This window comes from Bacillus cereus group sp. BfR-BA-01522 (assembly GCF_022662635.1).
In the GTDB taxonomy this organism is placed as follows: Bacteria; Bacillota; Bacilli; order Bacillales; family Bacillaceae_G; genus Bacillus_A; species Bacillus_A cytotoxicus.
This window is the reverse complement of the sequence record NZ_JAKUDY010000006.1, coordinates 188,396-205,482: the sequence shown is the minus strand read 5'-3', so window position 1 is coordinate 205,482 and position 17,087 is coordinate 188,396. Positions and strand designations below refer to the sequence as shown.

Sequence of the window (17,087 nt, the reverse complement as noted above, 5' to 3'; positions counted from 1 at the left end):
CAAAATCAAACTTCATTATAGCTTTTTTCTTCCCTTACTGAAATACTAATTTTTTAGATTCTTTCTATTATTATGGTAAAATATAAAATGACATACATATTCAAGTAGAAAAGAGCATGCAGCTATCATTGCTACTTAGATTCATATGTCGGAAAAGGAATGGATATCTATACGCTATTTTTATTTAGGGGGATTTACATGAACCAGGCAATAGGGAAAATCGAAGAAATTTCATTTTTCAGTACAGCACTTCAAGAAGAGATGACACTGCTCGTCTACTTACCGACTCATTACACACCTCTTTATAAACATACTGTCGTTATTGCACAAGATGGAAAAGATTATTTTCAACTTGGGAAGGCACATCGTGCACTTGAACGCCTTCGTGAAAACGAAGAAATTGACCGTACCATTATTGTCGGGATTCCATATAAAAATGTACACGACCGTAAGGAGAAATATTTTCCAAATGAAGTGAAAAATAACGCATATATTCGCTTTCTTGCTCATGAATTAGCACCGTATATTGATGCAAATTATCCAACATATCAGATGGGAAAAGGTCGCGTATTAATAGGAGACTCACTTGGCGGTACAGTATCCTTTATGACAGCACTTATGTATCCGCATACATTTGGTAAAGTTGTTATGCAATCTCCATTTGTAGATGAAACGGTATTAAACCTTGTGCGAGAGTTTAAAGAGCCCGAGGCATTGGATATTTATCATGTCATTGGGACAGAGGAAACAGCTGTAGAAAGAACTGATGGACAAGTTTCCGATTTCGTTGAACCGAATCGAAAACTACATGCATTGCTGACTGAAAGAAATTTCATTACACATTACGAAGAGTTTGAAGGGAATCATACATGGAAATATTGGCAAATGGATTTACCAAAGGCCTTTGCTCATATTCTATCAATGAAATAATACCCAGCAGTATTCTGAATTATTTGATATAATATAAAAAAGATTTGTTTTCTTTAAAATCTAACTAGACTTACAAAGGGAGGAATTGAGAAATGAAACTAGGCATTGTAATCTTTCCGTCAAAAATGATTCAAGATAAAGCGAACGGGTTGCGTAAGCGCTATGATCCACATTATGCATTAGTTCCGCCACATATCACATTAAAGGCACCCTTTGAAGCACCAGAAGAACAATTAGAAACGATTGTGAAAGAATTGCGTACAATTGCAAATAAAACGAATCCTTTCACCCTTCATGTTGGAAAGGTAGGCTCATTTGCCCCTGTTAATAATGTTATTTATTTTAAAGTTGAAAAAACACCTGAACTGACATTCTTAAATGAAGAAATGCATAAAGGGTTCCTTACACAAGAACGCGAGTATGCTTTCGTACCACATTTAACAATTGCCCAAAAGTTATCGGACGCTGAGCACGCTGACATTTTAGGACGTTTGCGCATGAAAGATTTTTATTATGAACAAACAATCGATCGTTTCCATCTCCTGTATCAATTAGAAAACGAAACGTGGAATGTACACGAAACCTTTCACCTTGGGAAAGGGAGCAAATAATTTGAAGGCACAACTTGTCCAAACAGATTAACAACTGAAAGATGCATTCTCTGTGCGTAGACAAGTCTTTGTGAAAGAACAGCATGTATCTGCTGAAGAAGAATATGATCAATTTGAAGAAATCGCCAAACATGTTGTCATATACGATATCGACATTCCCGTTGGAGCTGGGCGCTTGCGTATGGTAGATGGTATCGGGAAAATAGAGCGCATATGTGTTCTCCCTTCCTATCGAAAAAAAGGAATTGGAAAACTCATTATGGATGCACGCGAAACATATGCCAAGGAAGAAGCAATACCAAAACTCAAACTTCATGCGCAAACACATGCGGAACCTTTCTATAAAAGATTAGAATACCAAACTGTTTCTGATATTTTTTTAGAAGCAAATATACCGCATGTGATCATGATAAAAAAATTATAACTTTTGAAGACAGGAGGTCATTCCTCCTGTTTTTTACATTGCTATTTTCTTTTTCTTCCGCTAAAGTTAAAAGTTGATGCTATAAATTTGAAGGTGAATGTATGACTCAGGAAAAATTTTCACAAAAATTATTAACACACGCCGACGTTCCCCAAGCGACATATCATATTCCTAAGACATCTTCCCATTTAATTATGGAGCATGATGCAGATGCCGCTTATTTTCGCGCTTTAGAACAGCAAGGCGTTTATTTAAATGAGAAACAATTAGAAGCAGTGCGAGCAACAGAAGGTCCTGTCCTAACTTTAGCTGGTGCTGGGAGTGGAAAAACCTCTGTTTTAACCACGCGCGTTGGTTATTTAGTAAATGTAAAAAAAGTTCATCCACGCAATATTTTGTTATTAACCTTTACACAAAAAGCAGCGGAAGAAATTCGAAGTCGCGTTGCTAGTTTACCAGGTATGAATCATGCTGCAAGTAGCTATGTTGTGGCAGGAACGTTTCATTCTGTCTTTTTAAAATTATTGCGTAGTCAAGGATATAATCAGCAAATTTTAGCAAATGAAAAACATAAACAAATTATGATTAAGAAAATCTTAAAAGAATTGCGCTTAAAAGATGCTTATGATGCCGAAACGATGCTCGCCATGATTTCACTTGAAAAAAATAAATTACATCGTCCGAAAGATGTACAAGCAAAAACACCTGTTGAGCAAGAATTTCGCGAAGTATATGAACGCTATGAAGAAGTGAAGCAAAAATACGGCTATATTGATTTTGATGATATTCTGCTTGAAACCTTCTATATGCTTGAAAATAACGCTCCTTTGCTCATGCAATTACAAGAGCGTTTCCAATATATTGAAGTCGATGAATTTCAAGATACCTCTTACGCACAATATGAGATTGTAAAATTATTAGCTGCACCACAAAATAATTTATTTATCGCAGGTGATGATGATCAAGCGATTTATGGTTGGCGCGGTGCCAGTCATCAAATTATATTATCCTTTCCAAAAGAATTTGATGATACAACAATCATTGCGTTAAATACAAATTACCGTTCCAATCCATTTATCGTTGGACTTGGAAATGAAGTCATCAAGCTGAATCAAGAGCGTTTCCATAAAGAATTATATTCTGTGCATGAAGAAGGAATGCGTCCATTTTACGCTCGCCCTGCTACGACACTTGATGAAGCAAACCAAATTCTGCAATTGATTCAAGATAAAGTATCAAGCGGTGAACGTTCATATAAAGACTTTTGTTTATTATATCGTACACATTCTGTAAGTCGCTCGTTACTCGATCAACTTACCATTCATAAAGTACCGTTTATTAAGTACGGCGCCAGTCAATCATTCTATGAACATTCTTTAATTAAGCCTGTGCTTGATCATTTGCGCTTAGCATACGAACCGTTTCAGATGGAGGCACTGGCAAGCATATTGCCAACAATGTATATTGGGCGTGATGATTGCCTCTCTTTTATTGAACGTGAAAAGTGGAAATATGGTGAAGGAAGATTCCCTTCCCTTCTTCATTTCCTACTGCTGAATCCAAATTTAAAATCATTTCAAGTGAAAAAACTGAATGACAAAATCGATTTTATTAAGTTTATAAAAGAGCTGGAACCAAAAAAAGCACTAAAAGAGATTATTAAAGGAAAAGGGAAATATTTAGAATACTTGCAGAACAACGATCGTTCTTCCTTTACGATGCATAAAGATATTCAGGAAGAAATGCTGGAAGAACTCATCGAGTCTGCCAATCGTTTTACCGATATTCCCGCTTATTTAGAATTTGTTCATGCGGCGATTCAAAATCAAAAAGAAATGGAAGCATTAAAAACAAAACCACAAAAAGACGCCGTATCACTCATGTCCATTCATAATGCAAAAGGCCTTGAGTTCCCTTGTGTCTTTTTGCTCGGCGCAAGCGATGGCATATTGCCACATTCCTCCTCTTTAAAAGATGCAAACGATCGCCCAACAGATTCTTCTGAAGCGTTAGAAGAAGAACGAAGATTGATGTATGTTGCCATTACGCGTGCAAAAGAAGAACTGTATATTTCCTCTCCACAATTTTTTAGAGGGAAAAAATTAGACATATCTCGTTTTTTATATATCACGTTACCAAAAAAGACACCTTCTTAAATGCACTAGGTGTCTTTTTTACTTCTTGTACGTCTCATTCTTCCTAATGCCTCTCTATTTTAAATGAAAAATTCATGCTTTTATCGTATGAATTAGCGTAATATCAATCCTATTCCATTCATATTGTAATAGTGTATGTCAGAACACACGATAAGGAGTGAACAGAATGAGCTGCAACTGTCACGAGGAGCATCCTCACGATTTTGATTCGAATTTTGATTCTAATTGTGTATGTAATGTAGTACGTTTTATACATGAGTTACAAGAATGTGCAACTACAACCTGTTCAACAGGTTGCGAAGTTCCCTTTTTAGGGCCAAATAATGACGCAAGAGTTGCCAATACAAGACCTTTTGTTTTATTTACCAAATCCGGAACACCGTTTGAAGCATTCGCTCCATCAGGATCTATTACAAGCTGCCTATCCCCTATATTCCGTGTTGAAAGTGTAGATGATGATTGCTGTGCCGTATTGCGTGTTTTAGCCGTATTTGTAGGAGGCGAACCAGATACAAGCGATAACCCAATTTGTACATTTTTAAATGTTCCAAATGCTTCATTGCGTGCGACAACTGCTTGTATTACTGTTGATTTAAAGTGTTTCTGTGGTATCCAATGCTTACGAGATGTCTCTATTTAATGTAACGACGTATATGTTACCGAACAATTGGGGTGGTAGAACGATACCACCCCATCACTGTTTCCGTAATGATCATTTATTAGAAAGCGAGACTCTTAACAATACAACTTGCATAAACAGGACTCCTTCTCCATCTTGATTTATCCCGCTATTTTAGGGCAATAAGACTCCCACCTCAAGGGTTCAAAGAGTAGCAAGGGCTACCCGTAACAGCCCGATTGGTGAGGGCTCATAATCAGTGGGGAATGAAGAAACCCCCCACTGATTAAAGTTTCACTTTATTTGTCCTGCATTAAAATCAAAGCCTTTTCCTCCTACTTTCGATATCATTCACATTATTTTTGAGTATTTTTTACAAAAATTAGGAACCTGTCTATGGCAGGAACATGATTTAATTCATTAAATAACAGTAGAACAAGTAAAGGAGTGAAAAATATGTCTTCTTGGGATTGTAAGCCTACTCAATTTTGCCCCAACGTTCCAGTCGATACACTACCCGCTTTCGGTTTTGCATTTAATGCTTCAGCACCTCAATTTGCAACATTAGGCATTCCTCTAGCATTACCTAGCACAAATCCAAATCCAAATATTAGTGTACCTGTATTGAATGATACTGTTAGCACAGGAGCTGGAATTCGAATTGAAAGAGCAGGTATTTATCAAATTAGTTATACATTGACGATTAGTCTTGATAATGTTCCAGTTACTCCAGAGGCTGCTCGATTCTTTTTAACTTTAAATACACTGGATAATATTATTCCTGGTTCAGGAACTGCAGTTCGTTCTAATATCGTAGGCACTGGTGAAGTTGATGTTTCTAGCGGTGTAATTCTTATTAATTTGAACCCTGGTAACCTTATTCAAATTGTTCCTGTTGAAGTGATTGGAAGCGTTGATGTTCGTGCTGCCGCATTAACTGTGGCACAAATTGGTTAATAAAAAAAGCGGCTTTCGAAAAGATTTTTCGAAAGCCGCTTTTTCTTTTTACTTTATCCCGCTATTTTAGGGCAGTAAGGCTCCCACCTCAAGATTCAGAAAGAAGCAAGGAAGATAGGTGGGAGTAGAGCTACCCGTAACAGCCTGATTGGTGAGGACTCATAATCAGTGGGGGATGAAGAAAACCCCACTGATTAAAGTTTCACTTTATTCTCTCTATACATTGTGCCAACGCCTCATTCCATCCTCTCAAAATAGGAAAACCATTTAATTCTATCATATGATTTTTCAAAATAGAGTACTGAGGTCTCTTTGCTTTTGCTCCATAGTCTTTTGTCGTTATAGGATGAACTTTCACATCTTTTCGCATTATTTGTAATGCGTTCTTTGCAAATTCATACCAAGAACATGATCCGCTATTACACACATGATAGATACCATATAAATTCGTTTCTACTAATTTTTCAATCATACGAGCTAAATCCCCAGCATATGTTGGTGAACCAATTTGATCGGAAACGATTGATATTTCCTCTCTCTCATCCGCTAAGCGAAGAATCGTCTTCACAAAATTATGCCCATACTTTCCATATAGCCAGGAAGTCCGAACAATAAAGTACCTGTGATGTAGACTTTGGACAAATTGTTCCCCCGCTAACTTTGAATGACCATATATATTGATAGGTGCTGTAGCGTGAAATTCATGGTATCCTTCTTTTTGATCACCTGAAAACACATAATCTGTACTAATATAAACAAGCTTTGCATTGTACTCTTGTGCAGCAACTGCGATATTTCTTGTTCCAATTGCATTGACTAAAAAAGCCAATGCTTGCTCGTCTTCCGCTTTATCCACTTTTGTATAAGCAGCAGCATGAATAACGATATCTGGCTGCAGTTGTTGCATCAGCCTCATCACGTCTTCCATTTTCGTTACATCTAAAACATCTTTTCCTAAGGGATGCACTTCATATTTATCAAGCGTAAATACTTCTTGCAATTCTTTCCCTAACTGACCGTTAGCTCCTGTAATACAGACTTTGATCTTCTTCATACAGTCGCTCCTTATTTTTGTTGTAGTCGGCTCCACCATAATTCATTCTCACAATACCACTCAATCGTTTCCCTTAAACCTTCTTCAAATGTATAAGTCGGACTCCATCCTAGTTCCTTCTTTATTTTACTTGCATCAATTGCATAACGCCTATCATGTCCAAGGCGGTCTGCTACAAATTCAATGGCTGTTTCTGACTTTCCAAGTTGCTGTAGTATACTTCGCACCACTTCTATATTTGTTCTTTCCTGATTCCCTCCAATATTATATACTTCTCCTGCTTTTCCTCTATGCATAACCGCATCAAGAGCTCGGCAATGATCTTCTACATGAAGCCAATCACGAACATTTTTTCCATCTCCATATACAGGCAACTGTTTTCCTTTTAACGCTTGAATAATCATAAGCGGAATTAACTTTTCAGGATATTGATACGGGCCATAATTGTTTGAACAACGTGTAATTGAGACGTGCGTTCCATATGTTTTGAAATAAGAAAGAGCAATCATATCTGCACTTGCTTTACTTGAAGAATATGGGCTACTTGGCGCTAGTGGTGTCGTTTCTGTGAAAAGCCCCTTATTTCCTAACGACCCATACACTTCATCTGTTGAAACTTGAAGCATTCTTATATGCGGATACTCTTTCACTATTTCTAACAATGCGACTGTTCCCATTACGTTTGTATTGAAAAAGGGAGTTGAGTTTTCAATACTTCGATCTACATGTGATTCTGCTGCAAAATTAATAATACAATCGATACGATGTTGCAAAATTACTTTTTGGGCAAGTTCTCGATTTTGAATATCTCCTTGTACAAAAAAATAACGAGAATCTTGATGAACAGATTGCAAATTGTCAAGATTCCCACTATATGTTAAAAGATCGTAGTTAATGATACGATATGTCTGATGCGTCCGTAATATATAACGAATAAAGTTACTTCCAATAAAACCTGCTCCACCAGTTACGAATATATTCATATCCAACACCTCTACTTAAAACAATCATGATATTGGTCAAATGTAGGCAACGCTTTATCTTTTTCTGAAAGAATCGGTTCACTGACCGGCCATGTAATCGCCAAGCTTTCATCATTCCAATATAATCCATCATCATGATCTGAACTATAATATTCATCTACTTTATACATGACGAGTGTATTTGGCACGAGCGTACAAAATCCATGAGCAAAACCTTTTGGCACAAGAAGCTGTCTATGATTTTCTTCACTTAATATAAAGCCTTTCCACTCTTTATATGTTGGAGAGGAAACGCGTAAATCCACAATAACATCATAGATTGCCCCTTTTAATACTTGAATTAATTTCGTTTGTGCTTTCGGCTCTTTCTGAAAATGCAAACCACGCACTGTGCCGGCCTTCGCTGAAAATGAAAGATTATCTTGAATGAACGAATAAGAAACGCCTAATTTTTGAAACTCTTTCCAATTATAACTTTCTGTAAAAAAACCACGATGATCTTCAAATAAACGAGGTTGTAATAATAAAGCATGCTGAAAATGTGTTTCAACTATTTCCATATACCCACCTATTCCCCATTAAATTGTTGACCAAAATCTAAATGACACGCTAATGCATTTGCTCTCTGCAATGATGCATGTGTTCCTGCGTCTGTCCACCAACCAGACATAATATTATAAGATAATAAGCCACGTTTCAAATACCGATTATTTAAATCCGTAATCTCAAGCTCTCCTCTTTCTGAAGGTGTTAATTGCTTAATATACGAAAACACCTCAGCGTCATACATATAAATTCCTGTCACTGCATATGAACTTTTCGGTTTTTTAGGCTTTTCTTCAATTTCAATAATTTTATCATTTTGTATAACCGGGACTCCAAATCTCTCTGGATCTTCCACTTCCTGCAATAATACCTTTGCTCCTTTTTCTTGCTTCACATATTCCTGAACGTATGGATAAATATTATCTGAAAAAATATTATCTCCTAGTATAACAAGCATCCGATCTTTTCCAACAAATTGTTCACAAAGTCCGAGCGCCTCAGCTATCCCTCCGGCTCTATCCTGCACGCGATACGTGAATGAAACATGAAAATCATGACCGCTTCCTAAAAAATTAACAACATCCCCCATATGTTCTTTTCCCGTAACAATCATAATATCGGTAATACCGCATTGTTTCATCTTATAAACAGCATGATAAATCATCGGATAACGACCAACTGGAAGCAAATGCTTATTCGTTACTTTTGTAATGGGGTATAGCCGCGATCCCGTTCCTCCAGCTAAAATAATCCCTTTCACCCAAATCTCTCCTTTACTCCTTATACTAGTAATCAATCTATTCCTTATCTCTATACTTAACTATGAAACCACTACTTTATAATGAAAATAGTGGTTTCATATAGTGTTCTACAAATTTTCGTCTATATTTCTCATACGCTACAGCATCAAATTCATCACCATTATAATGAATACACCACGGTGCTTTTTGAGTAGAAATTCCAATTAAATATCCCGCTTTTCGAAATTCCATCGATTGGGAAATGTCATAAAAATGAAAACCATCAAATACATCTTCGCGCCATGGAATATCATATTGCGTTGCCATAAATAGTCCATCAATTGCTTCCACAGATAGAAATGTCTTTGACTTATAAAATGGTTGCTCTAAATTCAACAATTGATAATTTTGTCCTCGGTATTCAATCACTTGTGCGACTAAGTTTTTACCTTCCCACCAAATCCCACTAGCGGGAAGGCTTTGACAACCAGCAACACCAATTAATCCAAGCTTTTCATTCTTTGTAAAAAGATCAATCAAATAAATAGCCACATTTCGATCAATAATAAAAGTATCTTGATGCAAATACACTTTATACTTTGCAGGATGCGAAATTGCTTGGTTATATGCGCTTGTCATACTTTTCGCTCCATATATTGGTAAAATTTGAATTCGATATCCCGGAGGTACGAATAAATTATGAATCTGTCTTTGACATTGCGCAAAAAGTTCCTCATTATTTGTACAAATGACAAATAATATTGTCTTTTCTTGCATGCTTACAATCCTTTCTCTCTTACGATTTTTCCTCCATATAATGTTCTACAAAAATTTTGCGGTACTTCTCATAATGATCCAAATTTAAATCAATATGATAGTGAATGCACCATGCATCACGCTGCACAGGAACTCCTACTGTATATCCTGCTTTTCGAAACTCAAATGATTGCGATACGTCATAAAAATGAAAACCATCAAACAAATCCTCCCGCCATGGAATATCATACTGCGTCGCCATTAATAATCCGTCAATTGCTTCTACAGGCATAAATGTTTTTGATTCATGAAATGGTTTCTCTAATGTTGCCATATAGAAAATATCATTCATATAACCGATTACCTTCCCCACAACCCCTTTTCCAATATTCCATAAGCCATTTTGCGGTACATATTGCGCACCAACCATCCCAATCATCCCGAGATTCTCATGTTTTGTGAATAATTCAATCATTCCATATAAAAATGCTCGATTAATAATAAACACATCTTGATGTAAATACACTTTATATTTTGCCGGATGAGAAATCGCTGTATTATATCCGCTTGTCATACTCTTGGCATTTCGAATCGGTAGAAACTCAATGCGGTATGAATCTGGCACTTCTAAATTCATAATATGCTTAACACATTTTGCATACATTTGTTGATCGTTAACACATGTAACAAATAAAATGGTTTTCTCCGCCTGATTCATTCTTGTTTCTCCGCCAAGATTACATACTGATAAACAACTGATTCTGCTAAAAAACCGCTCCCTAATCGATATTTATTGCATATGTTCTGCAAATCCTCAATGAGCGGCACATCTTGATCGTACGGCACATATACACGATCAACTTCTTGTATAGAAAAACCAGCCTTCAAAAATAACCTTAGCATTTCATTAAAAGTAAAAAAGCGAATATGCGTTTTGTCCATAAGTCCAAATTCTGTATAAGTCCAATTCCCGGCTAATAATGATTGGATAACTGAAATATGAGCTACATTTGGAATACTCGCTAAAATGACTCCACCTTTTTTTACATATGGTTTTACTTTTTCAATCACTGCCCAAGGATCAAATAAATGTTCTAACACATCCCCAAAAATAATACAATCAAATTGTTCATGCTCATATGGCAATTCCATCGTTTCAATATCACCGTGCAAAACATGATCCAATTTCTGCTTTGCTTTTTCAAACGCATTAGAAAATGCTTCAATCCCTGACACACGTGCTCCCTTTTCTTTTATGACAGCTCCCAATCCACCTTCAGAACATCCGATATCTAATACTTCTTTCCATTCGCTTTTTATATGTTTTAGTAAATGTGGATTTGCTCCTGTATAATAAAAATCTGGTTTTTCATTATATAAGGGAGACTCTTCTTTATTCATGTTATTTCCCCTCCTTATGAATGATCGACAACCTTACTTCTTATTTTAAGTTCCTTACCATACTCTACGCACTCACGCTACATGTTATCCCTCATATTCCTGCCTAAATACCTTTCTAAAGTAAGTTCTGTTATATTCAATAGCTGCATTATTGGGGACGTAAGTTGCTGCCAATTCATTATAATAAAGAGCTTTTTCCTGATCCCCTAGACGACTATAACAAATACACATTTGCAAATAAGGAAGCCATGTATAGCTAGCTGGACTATAAAACGGACTCGCTTGGGGAGCAGGCACTTCTGTTGCTAACTTATACCAAAATATAGCCTCTTCATATTTCTCTTGTTTCATATATATATCCCCTACTCTTGTACAATTCTCACCTCTCGGAATAGAATATTGAAACGACCTTGTACAAGCTAATATAGCTTCTTTCCATTTTCCTAAATGTAAATAACAATCCCCCAGCTTCCCACACGCGTAAATTTTTTCTTCATCCCATCCTTCTTCCTTCTCTAGAAATACTTCATATAATGAAACAGCATCTTCATAGCGCTGGTGATCTGCACATTCATTGGCATAATAAAAAATATCTCTAGCAGTTAATTCTTCTCCATTTGCTACGATATTTTGGAAAATCTTCAAATTACGATTTGTTGGCTTTTTCTCCTTTTTATGTGTAATGGCAACTTCACTTTGAAAAAGTTCACCATGTACCGCTAAATATTCATGCACTTTTCCAAACCATTCAAATCCACACTCTCGCTTAACGAGCCGATATCTTCTCGTACAATATAAAGGTTTTCCATTCGAATCCATTACGAGGTGATATGGCATAGAAACGGCATCTACTTTATCATCTAACTCCCATTTTAATTTTCTTAGCAATTCTTGCGCGTCTTCTAATAAGACATCATCTGCATCGAGCCACAATATATAATCTTGTGTCGCTTTTGAAAAAGAAAAATTACGAGCCGCTGAAAAATCATCCACCCAAGGAAATTCGTATATATGAGGTGTGTATTCCCGAACAATTTCTTGCGTCCGATCAATAGATCCTGTATCCACAACAATTATTTCATCAACAAGAGATTGAATAGAATCTAAACATCTTCCAATTGTTTGTTCTTCATCTCGCACAATCATACATAAGCTAATTGTAATTTCCTTATCTCTCAAAATCCTCACCCTCTCCCACTCAAGTTTATGTTGAAAGAAGTGAAAACTTTCCCAAAAAGAAATAATTCATATGTCAGTGTCATTTTGTTCATGCTGTACATCTACTATATAATGAATGCTTTTTGGAGGTGAATTTATGTCAAAAGAAAATTATTCAAACGATGAAGAATTTTTAACAGCTAGTGCACTAGACCCTGACACTATCGGCCCTACATTACCGCCTATTCCACCATTTACTCTTCCATCAGGACCGACTGGGCCAACTGGTGTTACTGGGCCGACTGGACCTACAGGAGAAACTGGTATTACTGGACCAACTGGACCTACAGGAGAAACTGGTATTACTGGACCAACTGGACCTACAGGAGAAACTGGTATTACTGGACCAACTGGACCTACAGGAGAGACTGGTATTACTGGACCAACTGGACCTACAGGAGAGACTGGTATTACTGGGCCAACTGGACCTACAGGAGAAACTGGTATTACTGGGCCAACTGGGCCGACTGGACCTACAGGAGAGACTGGTATTACTGGGCCAACTGGACCTACAGGAGAGACTGGTATTACTGGGCCGACTGGGCCAACTGGGCCGACTGGACCTACAGGAGAGACTGGTATTACTGGACCAACTGGACCGACTAGTTCAGGTCTTCCAGCAGGTTTATATGCCTTTAACTCTTCCACAATTAGTATAGGTCTTGGAGTAAATGAGCCAATACCATTTAATACAGTCGGAGCACAATTTGGTACAGCTATTTCTCAACTAGATGCCGATACCTTTATCATTAATGAAACTGGATTTTATAAAATTACTGTTATTGCCTACACCGCACTTGTAAGTCTATTAGGCGGCCTCACAATTCAAGTAAACGGCGTGCCTATTCCAGGATCTGGAACCACTTTAATTTCACTGGGCGCACCTATTGTACTCCAAGCTATTACGCAAATTACAACTACTCCTTCTTTAGTTGAAGCCGTTGTTACCGGTCTAGGTCTATCTCTCGCTCTTGGAACAAGCGCTACAATTATTATTGAAAAAATCGCTTAACCCTTCTCCCATAGACAGTAAGACATTTATATGTTTTACTGTCTTTTTTATTATCTATTCACTCATGAATTTCATTTCCTTCACATAATCATAGTATTGTATGACATTTTTCAGGGGGAATACGTATGCAAAATGAAGCAGCCGTTCAGCTATATCTTGAATTACTAAAGAAAACAATTTTATTTGAAATTTGGTTAGAATACGAGCCATACTTACCAGCATCCTTACACATTACAGAAGAACTTCCTTATGAACCCGTTACTGTCCCATTGCCTCTATTTATTAAACAATATGTAGAAGCTCATCAACTAAAAATTGTAAAGCCTGTCATTTCAAAAGAGGAAAGACAAGATGGTAACGATTGGCCACGAGCAGCTCATAGTATGATTGGGCGCACACGAATGAACCAATTACAAAACGCAATGGAAACCGTTATACGTGAAAATATTGAGGGAGACTTTATTGAAACAGGTGTATGGCGAGGAGGATCTTGTATTTTCATGCGAGGGTTTTTAAAGGCACATGGAATTACAAATCGTACTGTATGGGTCGCTGACTCCTTTCAAGGACTCCCTGCCCCAAATGTTCAAGCATACCCACAAGATTATCATGATTATTTACATACATTCGATTACTTACGCGTTTCACTCGAACAAGTACAAGAAAATTTCAAAAAATATGATTTATTAGATGATCAGGTCAAATTTTTAAAAGGTTGGTTTAAAGATACGTTACCAGCAGCTCCTATTGAAAAAATTGCAATCGCTCGCCTCGATGGCGATATGTACGAATCCACAATGGATAGTTTAATCAATTTATACGATAAAGTTTCAACTGGTGGATTTATTATTATTGATGATTATGGTCTACCACCTTGCGCAGAAGCTGTAGCAGATTTTCAAAAGCAGCGAAAAATCAAATTTGCTCTCACAGAAATTGATCAATTTGGCGCTTATTGGCGGAAAGAATAAAGGAAATTGAAACTTCCATCAGTGGGGGTTTTCTTCATCCCTCACTGATTATGAGCTCTCACCAATCGGGCTGTTACGAGCAGTAAGGCTACCACCTATCTTCCTTGCTTCTCTCTGAATTTTGAGATGGGAGTCTTACTGCCTAAAATCGCCCAAAAAAACAATTTTAGAAATGAGGAGTATATATATATGGGACAAAATAACGATTTTTCACAGAAGGAACTTCTTCCTCCTCCCGAACTCATCCATTATGTTGGTGGGGATTTCCAAAAAGTCGGAGAAGAATTTTTGAAATACTTTATTGAAATCGGAAATTTACAGCGCCATGAATCTATATTAGATGTGGGTTGTGGTGTTGGACGTATGGCAGTACCCCTAACAAAATATATAAATGACAAAGCTCTTTATCATGGATTTGATATTTTTCAAGACGGTATTTCATGGTGTCAATCTCACATTTCTCCTACATATAAAAACTTTCATTTCCAGCACGCAAATATATATCACCAATTCTATAATCCAAATGGAACTATAAAAGCAAGTGAATTTCAATTTCCATACGAAGATGATACATTTGATTTTATCTATTTAACTTCGGTCTTTACACATTTACTTGAAAAAGAACTAGAACATTATGTATCTGAAATTTCGCGTGTTATAAAACAAGATGGGCGTTGTTTGCTGACACTCTTCTTATTGAACCCTGATTCTTCCTATTACTTGACTTCTCGTCTTAGCACTCTCCCCTTTTATCATAAAATGGATAACTGCTATATTGTAAATAAAGATATTCCAGAATTTGCTGTTGCCTATCCAGAAGAATGGATGCTCAACCTCTTGTCTCAATATAATTTTGAAGTTACAAAGCCTATCTATTATGGATCATGGTGCGGGAGAACAACATTCACCAGCTATCAAGATATTCTTGTCATACGGAAAAAATAACGATAAAGGGGCAATTTATGCTATGAATGCGTTAGTAGAGGATCCGCTTGTATCCATATTAATACCGACTTATAATCGACCTTATTACTTAAAACTTGCATTAGACAGCGCTCTAGCACAAACATATTCCAACATAGAAATTATTATAGGCGATGATAGTACAAATGCAGAAACGGAAACTCTCCTACGTCAACATTACTTACCAAACTATAACAACATTATATATATTCGAAACCAATCTACATTGGGACAATTTCACAATGATCTTATGCTACTAGAATATGCTAGAGGCAACTATATCAATTTTCTAATGGATGACGACCTCTTTCACCCTCATAAAATCCAGCGTATGATGCATTACTTTTCACAAGATGTAAAGAATGAAATTGCTCTAGTAACCTCGTATCGCAAAAGAATCAATGCAGTTGGAAATCAAATTGAAGATGCGCTGCCCACTTTTCAACTTTTTCCTAACGATACGATTTTAGATGGCACTGCATTAGGAGACGTAATGCTACAAACAAGCTTAAATATAATCGGAGAACCGACAACCGTTCTCTTTCGCCGCCCTTTTTTAACAGAACCTTTCGGAACTTTAAGTGGCCGGCAATATAATTGTAGTATCGATATGGCTTCATGGGTTCATTTGTTACAAAAAGGAAAAGCCGTTTATATAGCAGAAGCGTTAAGTTCATTACGCTACCATCCTGGACAACAAATTCACCATAAATTATTGGAAGGAACGGAAGACTTTACGCATCTCATTACAACAGCACGCAACTATGGTTTTCTCCAAAGTACAAAGACATATCGCTTAAGTCTTCGCTGCGCCCTACAATGGATATTTAGTTCATTGCGAGATGAAACAATAAAACGTATCCCGGATTCTCATTCCAGGCTCTCTCATTGTCTTCAAATCATTCAGCAAGAATTAAATCGTACCCGTGTCTACGAGTAAATAAAATTTTGATTCTACCTCTCCGTTATCAAATACAATGAAAAACACTCACGAATTTGTGAGTGCTTAGTATCTTCCTTTTGGTTGATTATTTTTATTATTTTTCTTCCCGCAATTACATCCTTTTTTCTTTACAAACCCTTGTTGCTGTAGCATTTGCTGTTGTGCAGAATATTGATGCCATTGCTGAGCAGAATATGAATTTTGTTGATAGTGATTTCTCATATAACCCTCTCCTCTTTTCTGCAATATGATTCTTTTTATCATATGAACAACTTGTTTATCCAGTTCCCCCATTTTCCGTGTGCTTCATCCTATGAGATTCTCTTTCTATATAAGCTGCTTCGTATTATTCTCCCATTATACGACTTACCATTGTTTCAATAAATGCTGCAAGACCTGCAATCCCTAGTATACATAATACAATTTCTGCAACATGCGGAAACAAAACATACAAACAAATTAAAAATGCGCTCATCCATATTCCAGTACACCAGTGACAACTTAATAATTCCCCTATCCACTTTTGTAGTCCTTTTCCTCTTACTTTCGTATATGTAGAGACAGATCCATCTGGCTCAGTAATTTCTAACTCTTCAATAAATGGAGCTCGCAAAAAAGCGGTAATTTTATCATATACAATAAGCCGCGTGAGCCGAAAAGTTGCAAATGCAAATATAACAAATAGTAACCAAGTATTTACAATCAACTTATATCACTTCCTTATAGCTGCCTATTTATAAAAATCCTTTCTATAGCAGTAACCGAATTGTCTCACACTCAATATCTTATTAATGTATCCAAAA

20 protein-coding genes are annotated in these 17,087 nt (G+C 36.7%); 10 read left to right on the top strand and 10 right to left on the bottom strand.

All coding sequences use genetic code 11. The annotated features are described in order from the left end of the window. Positions 1-198 precede the first annotated feature (198 nt). From MR059_RS11370 to exsF, 6 genes are all read left to right on the top strand, one after another. The gene (locus MR059_RS11370) at positions 199-930 is read left to right on the top strand and encodes an alpha/beta hydrolase (protein WP_011984031.1); all 732 of its coding nucleotides are present in this window, start codon (positions 199-201) and stop codon (positions 928-930) included. Positions 931-1,022: 92 nt separating this feature from the next. After that, a complete protein-coding gene (locus MR059_RS11365; RefSeq protein WP_011984030.1) occupies positions 1,023-1,541 on the top strand; it encodes a YjcG family protein in 519 nt (172 codons plus the stop codon). Positions 1,542-1,575: 34 nt separating this feature from the next. Further along, positions 1,576-1,965: a GNAT family N-acetyltransferase gene (locus tag MR059_RS11360; protein WP_041809533.1), complete on the top strand. Its 390-nt coding sequence runs from the start codon at positions 1,576-1,578 to the stop codon at positions 1,963-1,965. Between the two features lie 101 nt (positions 1,966-2,066). Further along, positions 2,067-4,121 (top strand): ATP-dependent helicase, encoded by a 2,055-nt coding sequence (locus MR059_RS11355; RefSeq protein WP_011984028.1) that lies wholly within the window; start codon positions 2,067-2,069, stop codon positions 4,119-4,121. 166 nt (positions 4,122-4,287) lie between these two features. Beyond that, positions 4,288-4,761 carry a CotY/CotZ family spore coat protein gene (locus tag MR059_RS11350; protein WP_011984027.1) on the top strand — a complete coding sequence of 158 codons (474 nt, stop codon included), beginning with the start codon at positions 4,288-4,290 and terminating at the stop codon, positions 4,759-4,761. A 435-nt stretch (positions 4,762-5,196) separates the two neighbouring features. Continuing rightward, positions 5,197-5,697, top strand: coding sequence for an exosporium protein ExsF (gene exsF, locus MR059_RS11345; protein ID WP_011984026.1), 501 nt, complete (start codon positions 5,197-5,199; stop codon positions 5,695-5,697). A gap of 202 nt (positions 5,698-5,899) precedes the next feature. Here exsF and rfbD read toward each other — a convergent pair whose 3' ends face one another. From rfbD to MR059_RS11305, 8 genes are all read right to left on the bottom strand, one after another. Next, positions 5,900-6,751, bottom strand: a complete 852-nt coding sequence (gene rfbD / locus MR059_RS11340; RefSeq protein ID WP_011984025.1) for a dTDP-4-dehydrorhamnose reductase — start codon at positions 6,749-6,751, stop codon at positions 5,900-5,902. 11 nt (positions 6,752-6,762) lie between these two features. Next, the gene (gene rfbB, locus MR059_RS11335) at positions 6,763-7,734 is read right to left on the bottom strand and encodes a dTDP-glucose 4,6-dehydratase (RefSeq protein WP_011984024.1); all 972 of its coding nucleotides are present in this window, start codon (positions 7,732-7,734) and stop codon (positions 6,763-6,765) included. Positions 7,735-7,745: 11 nt separating this feature from the next. Then, positions 7,746-8,294, bottom strand: coding sequence for a dTDP-4-dehydrorhamnose 3,5-epimerase (gene rfbC / locus MR059_RS11330; RefSeq protein WP_011984023.1), 549 nt, complete (start codon positions 8,292-8,294; stop codon positions 7,746-7,748). 8 nt (positions 8,295-8,302) lie between these two features. After that, positions 8,303-9,040 (bottom strand): sugar phosphate nucleotidyltransferase, encoded by a 738-nt coding sequence (locus MR059_RS11325; RefSeq protein WP_041809530.1) that lies wholly within the window; start codon positions 9,038-9,040, stop codon positions 8,303-8,305. A gap of 76 nt (positions 9,041-9,116) precedes the next feature. Continuing rightward, entirely contained in the window at positions 9,117-9,797 is a 681-nt protein-coding gene (locus MR059_RS11320; RefSeq protein ID WP_011984021.1) for a glycosyltransferase family protein, read from the bottom strand. A gap of 19 nt (positions 9,798-9,816) precedes the next feature. After that, entirely contained in the window at positions 9,817-10,494 is a 678-nt protein-coding gene (locus MR059_RS11315) for a glycosyltransferase family protein (RefSeq protein ID WP_011984020.1), read from the bottom strand. Continuing rightward, positions 10,491-11,177 (bottom strand): class I SAM-dependent methyltransferase, encoded by a 687-nt coding sequence (locus tag MR059_RS11310; protein WP_011984019.1) that lies wholly within the window; start codon positions 11,175-11,177, stop codon positions 10,491-10,493. Before MR059_RS11310 ends, MR059_RS11315 begins: the two co-directional genes overlap by 4 nt. Positions 11,178-11,261: 84 nt before the next feature. After that, a complete protein-coding gene (locus MR059_RS11305; RefSeq protein WP_219339237.1) occupies positions 11,262-12,323 on the bottom strand; it encodes a glycosyltransferase in 1,062 nt (353 codons plus the stop codon). Positions 12,324-12,492: 169 nt separating this feature from the next. Between MR059_RS11305 and MR059_RS11300 the strand changes: the two genes are divergently transcribed. The 4 genes from MR059_RS11300 to MR059_RS11285 all read left to right on the top strand — a co-directional run bounded on the left by MR059_RS11300 (position 12,493) and on the right by MR059_RS11285 (position 16,281). Then, positions 12,493-13,407, top strand: a complete 915-nt coding sequence (locus tag MR059_RS11300) for a BclA C-terminal domain-containing protein (RefSeq protein ID WP_242161760.1) — start codon at positions 12,493-12,495, stop codon at positions 13,405-13,407. Between the two features lie 125 nt (positions 13,408-13,532). Continuing rightward, the gene (locus MR059_RS11295) at positions 13,533-14,378 is read left to right on the top strand and encodes a TylF/MycF family methyltransferase (RefSeq protein WP_011984017.1); all 846 of its coding nucleotides are present in this window, start codon (positions 13,533-13,535) and stop codon (positions 14,376-14,378) included. Positions 14,379-14,567: 189 nt separating this feature from the next. Further along, on the top strand, positions 14,568-15,323 hold the full coding sequence (locus tag MR059_RS11290; protein ID WP_011984016.1) for a class I SAM-dependent methyltransferase: 756 nt from the start codon (positions 14,568-14,570) through the stop codon (positions 15,321-15,323). 22 nt (positions 15,324-15,345) lie between these two features. Next, positions 15,346-16,281: a glycosyltransferase family 2 protein gene (locus tag MR059_RS11285; protein WP_011984015.1), complete on the top strand. Its 936-nt coding sequence runs from the start codon at positions 15,346-15,348 to the stop codon at positions 16,279-16,281. A 66-nt stretch (positions 16,282-16,347) separates the two neighbouring features. Here MR059_RS11285 and MR059_RS11280 read toward each other — a convergent pair whose 3' ends face one another. Further along, positions 16,348-16,506, bottom strand: a complete 159-nt coding sequence (locus MR059_RS11280) for a hypothetical protein (protein ID WP_041810262.1) — start codon at positions 16,504-16,506, stop codon at positions 16,348-16,350. A gap of 124 nt (positions 16,507-16,630) precedes the next feature. Next, positions 16,631-16,990, bottom strand: coding sequence for a DUF1360 domain-containing protein (locus MR059_RS11275; protein ID WP_011984013.1), 360 nt, complete (start codon positions 16,988-16,990; stop codon positions 16,631-16,633). Between the last annotated feature and the right edge of the window lie 97 nt (positions 16,991-17,087).

Bases quoted from the DNA above. Each gene is read 5' to 3' on its own strand.
- MR059_RS11370 (WP_011984031.1), top strand. From the start codon at position 199: ATGAACCAGGCAATAGGGAAAATCGAAGAAATTTCATTTTTCAGTACA.
- MR059_RS11365 (WP_011984030.1), top strand. From the start codon at position 1,023: ATGAAACTAGGCATTGTAATCTTTCCGTCAAAAATGATTCAAGATAAA.
- MR059_RS11355 (WP_011984028.1), top strand. From the start codon at position 2,067: ATGACTCAGGAAAAATTTTCACAAAAATTATTAACACACGCCGACGTT.
- MR059_RS11350 (WP_011984027.1), top strand. From the start codon at position 4,288: ATGAGCTGCAACTGTCACGAGGAGCATCCTCACGATTTTGATTCGAAT.
- exsF (WP_011984026.1), top strand. From the start codon at position 5,197: ATGTCTTCTTGGGATTGTAAGCCTACTCAATTTTGCCCCAACGTTCCA.
- rfbD (WP_011984025.1), bottom strand. From the start codon at position 6,751: ATGAAGAAGATCAAAGTCTGTATTACAGGAGCTAACGGTCAGTTAGGG.
- rfbB (WP_011984024.1), bottom strand. From the start codon at position 7,734: ATGAATATATTCGTAACTGGTGGAGCAGGTTTTATTGGAAGTAACTTT.
- rfbC (WP_011984023.1), bottom strand. From the start codon at position 8,294: ATGGAAATAGTTGAAACACATTTTCAGCATGCTTTATTATTACAACCT.
- MR059_RS11320 (WP_011984021.1), bottom strand. From the start codon at position 9,797: ATGCAAGAAAAGACAATATTATTTGTCATTTGTACAAATAATGAGGAA.
- MR059_RS11315 (WP_011984020.1), bottom strand. From the start codon at position 10,494: ATGAATCAGGCGGAGAAAACCATTTTATTTGTTACATGTGTTAACGAT.
- MR059_RS11310 (WP_011984019.1), bottom strand. From the start codon at position 11,177: ATGAATAAAGAAGAGTCTCCCTTATATAATGAAAAACCAGATTTTTAT.
- MR059_RS11305 (WP_219339237.1), bottom strand. From the start codon at position 12,323: ATGATTGTGCGAGATGAAGAACAAACAATTGGAAGATGTTTAGATTCT.
- MR059_RS11300 (WP_242161760.1), top strand. From the start codon at position 12,493: ATGTCAAAAGAAAATTATTCAAACGATGAAGAATTTTTAACAGCTAGT.
- MR059_RS11295 (WP_011984017.1), top strand. From the start codon at position 13,533: ATGCAAAATGAAGCAGCCGTTCAGCTATATCTTGAATTACTAAAGAAA.
- MR059_RS11290 (WP_011984016.1), top strand. From the start codon at position 14,568: ATGGGACAAAATAACGATTTTTCACAGAAGGAACTTCTTCCTCCTCCC.
- MR059_RS11285 (WP_011984015.1), top strand. From the start codon at position 15,346: ATGAATGCGTTAGTAGAGGATCCGCTTGTATCCATATTAATACCGACT.
- MR059_RS11280 (WP_041810262.1), bottom strand. From the start codon at position 16,506: ATGAGAAATCACTATCAACAAAATTCATATTCTGCTCAGCAATGGCAT.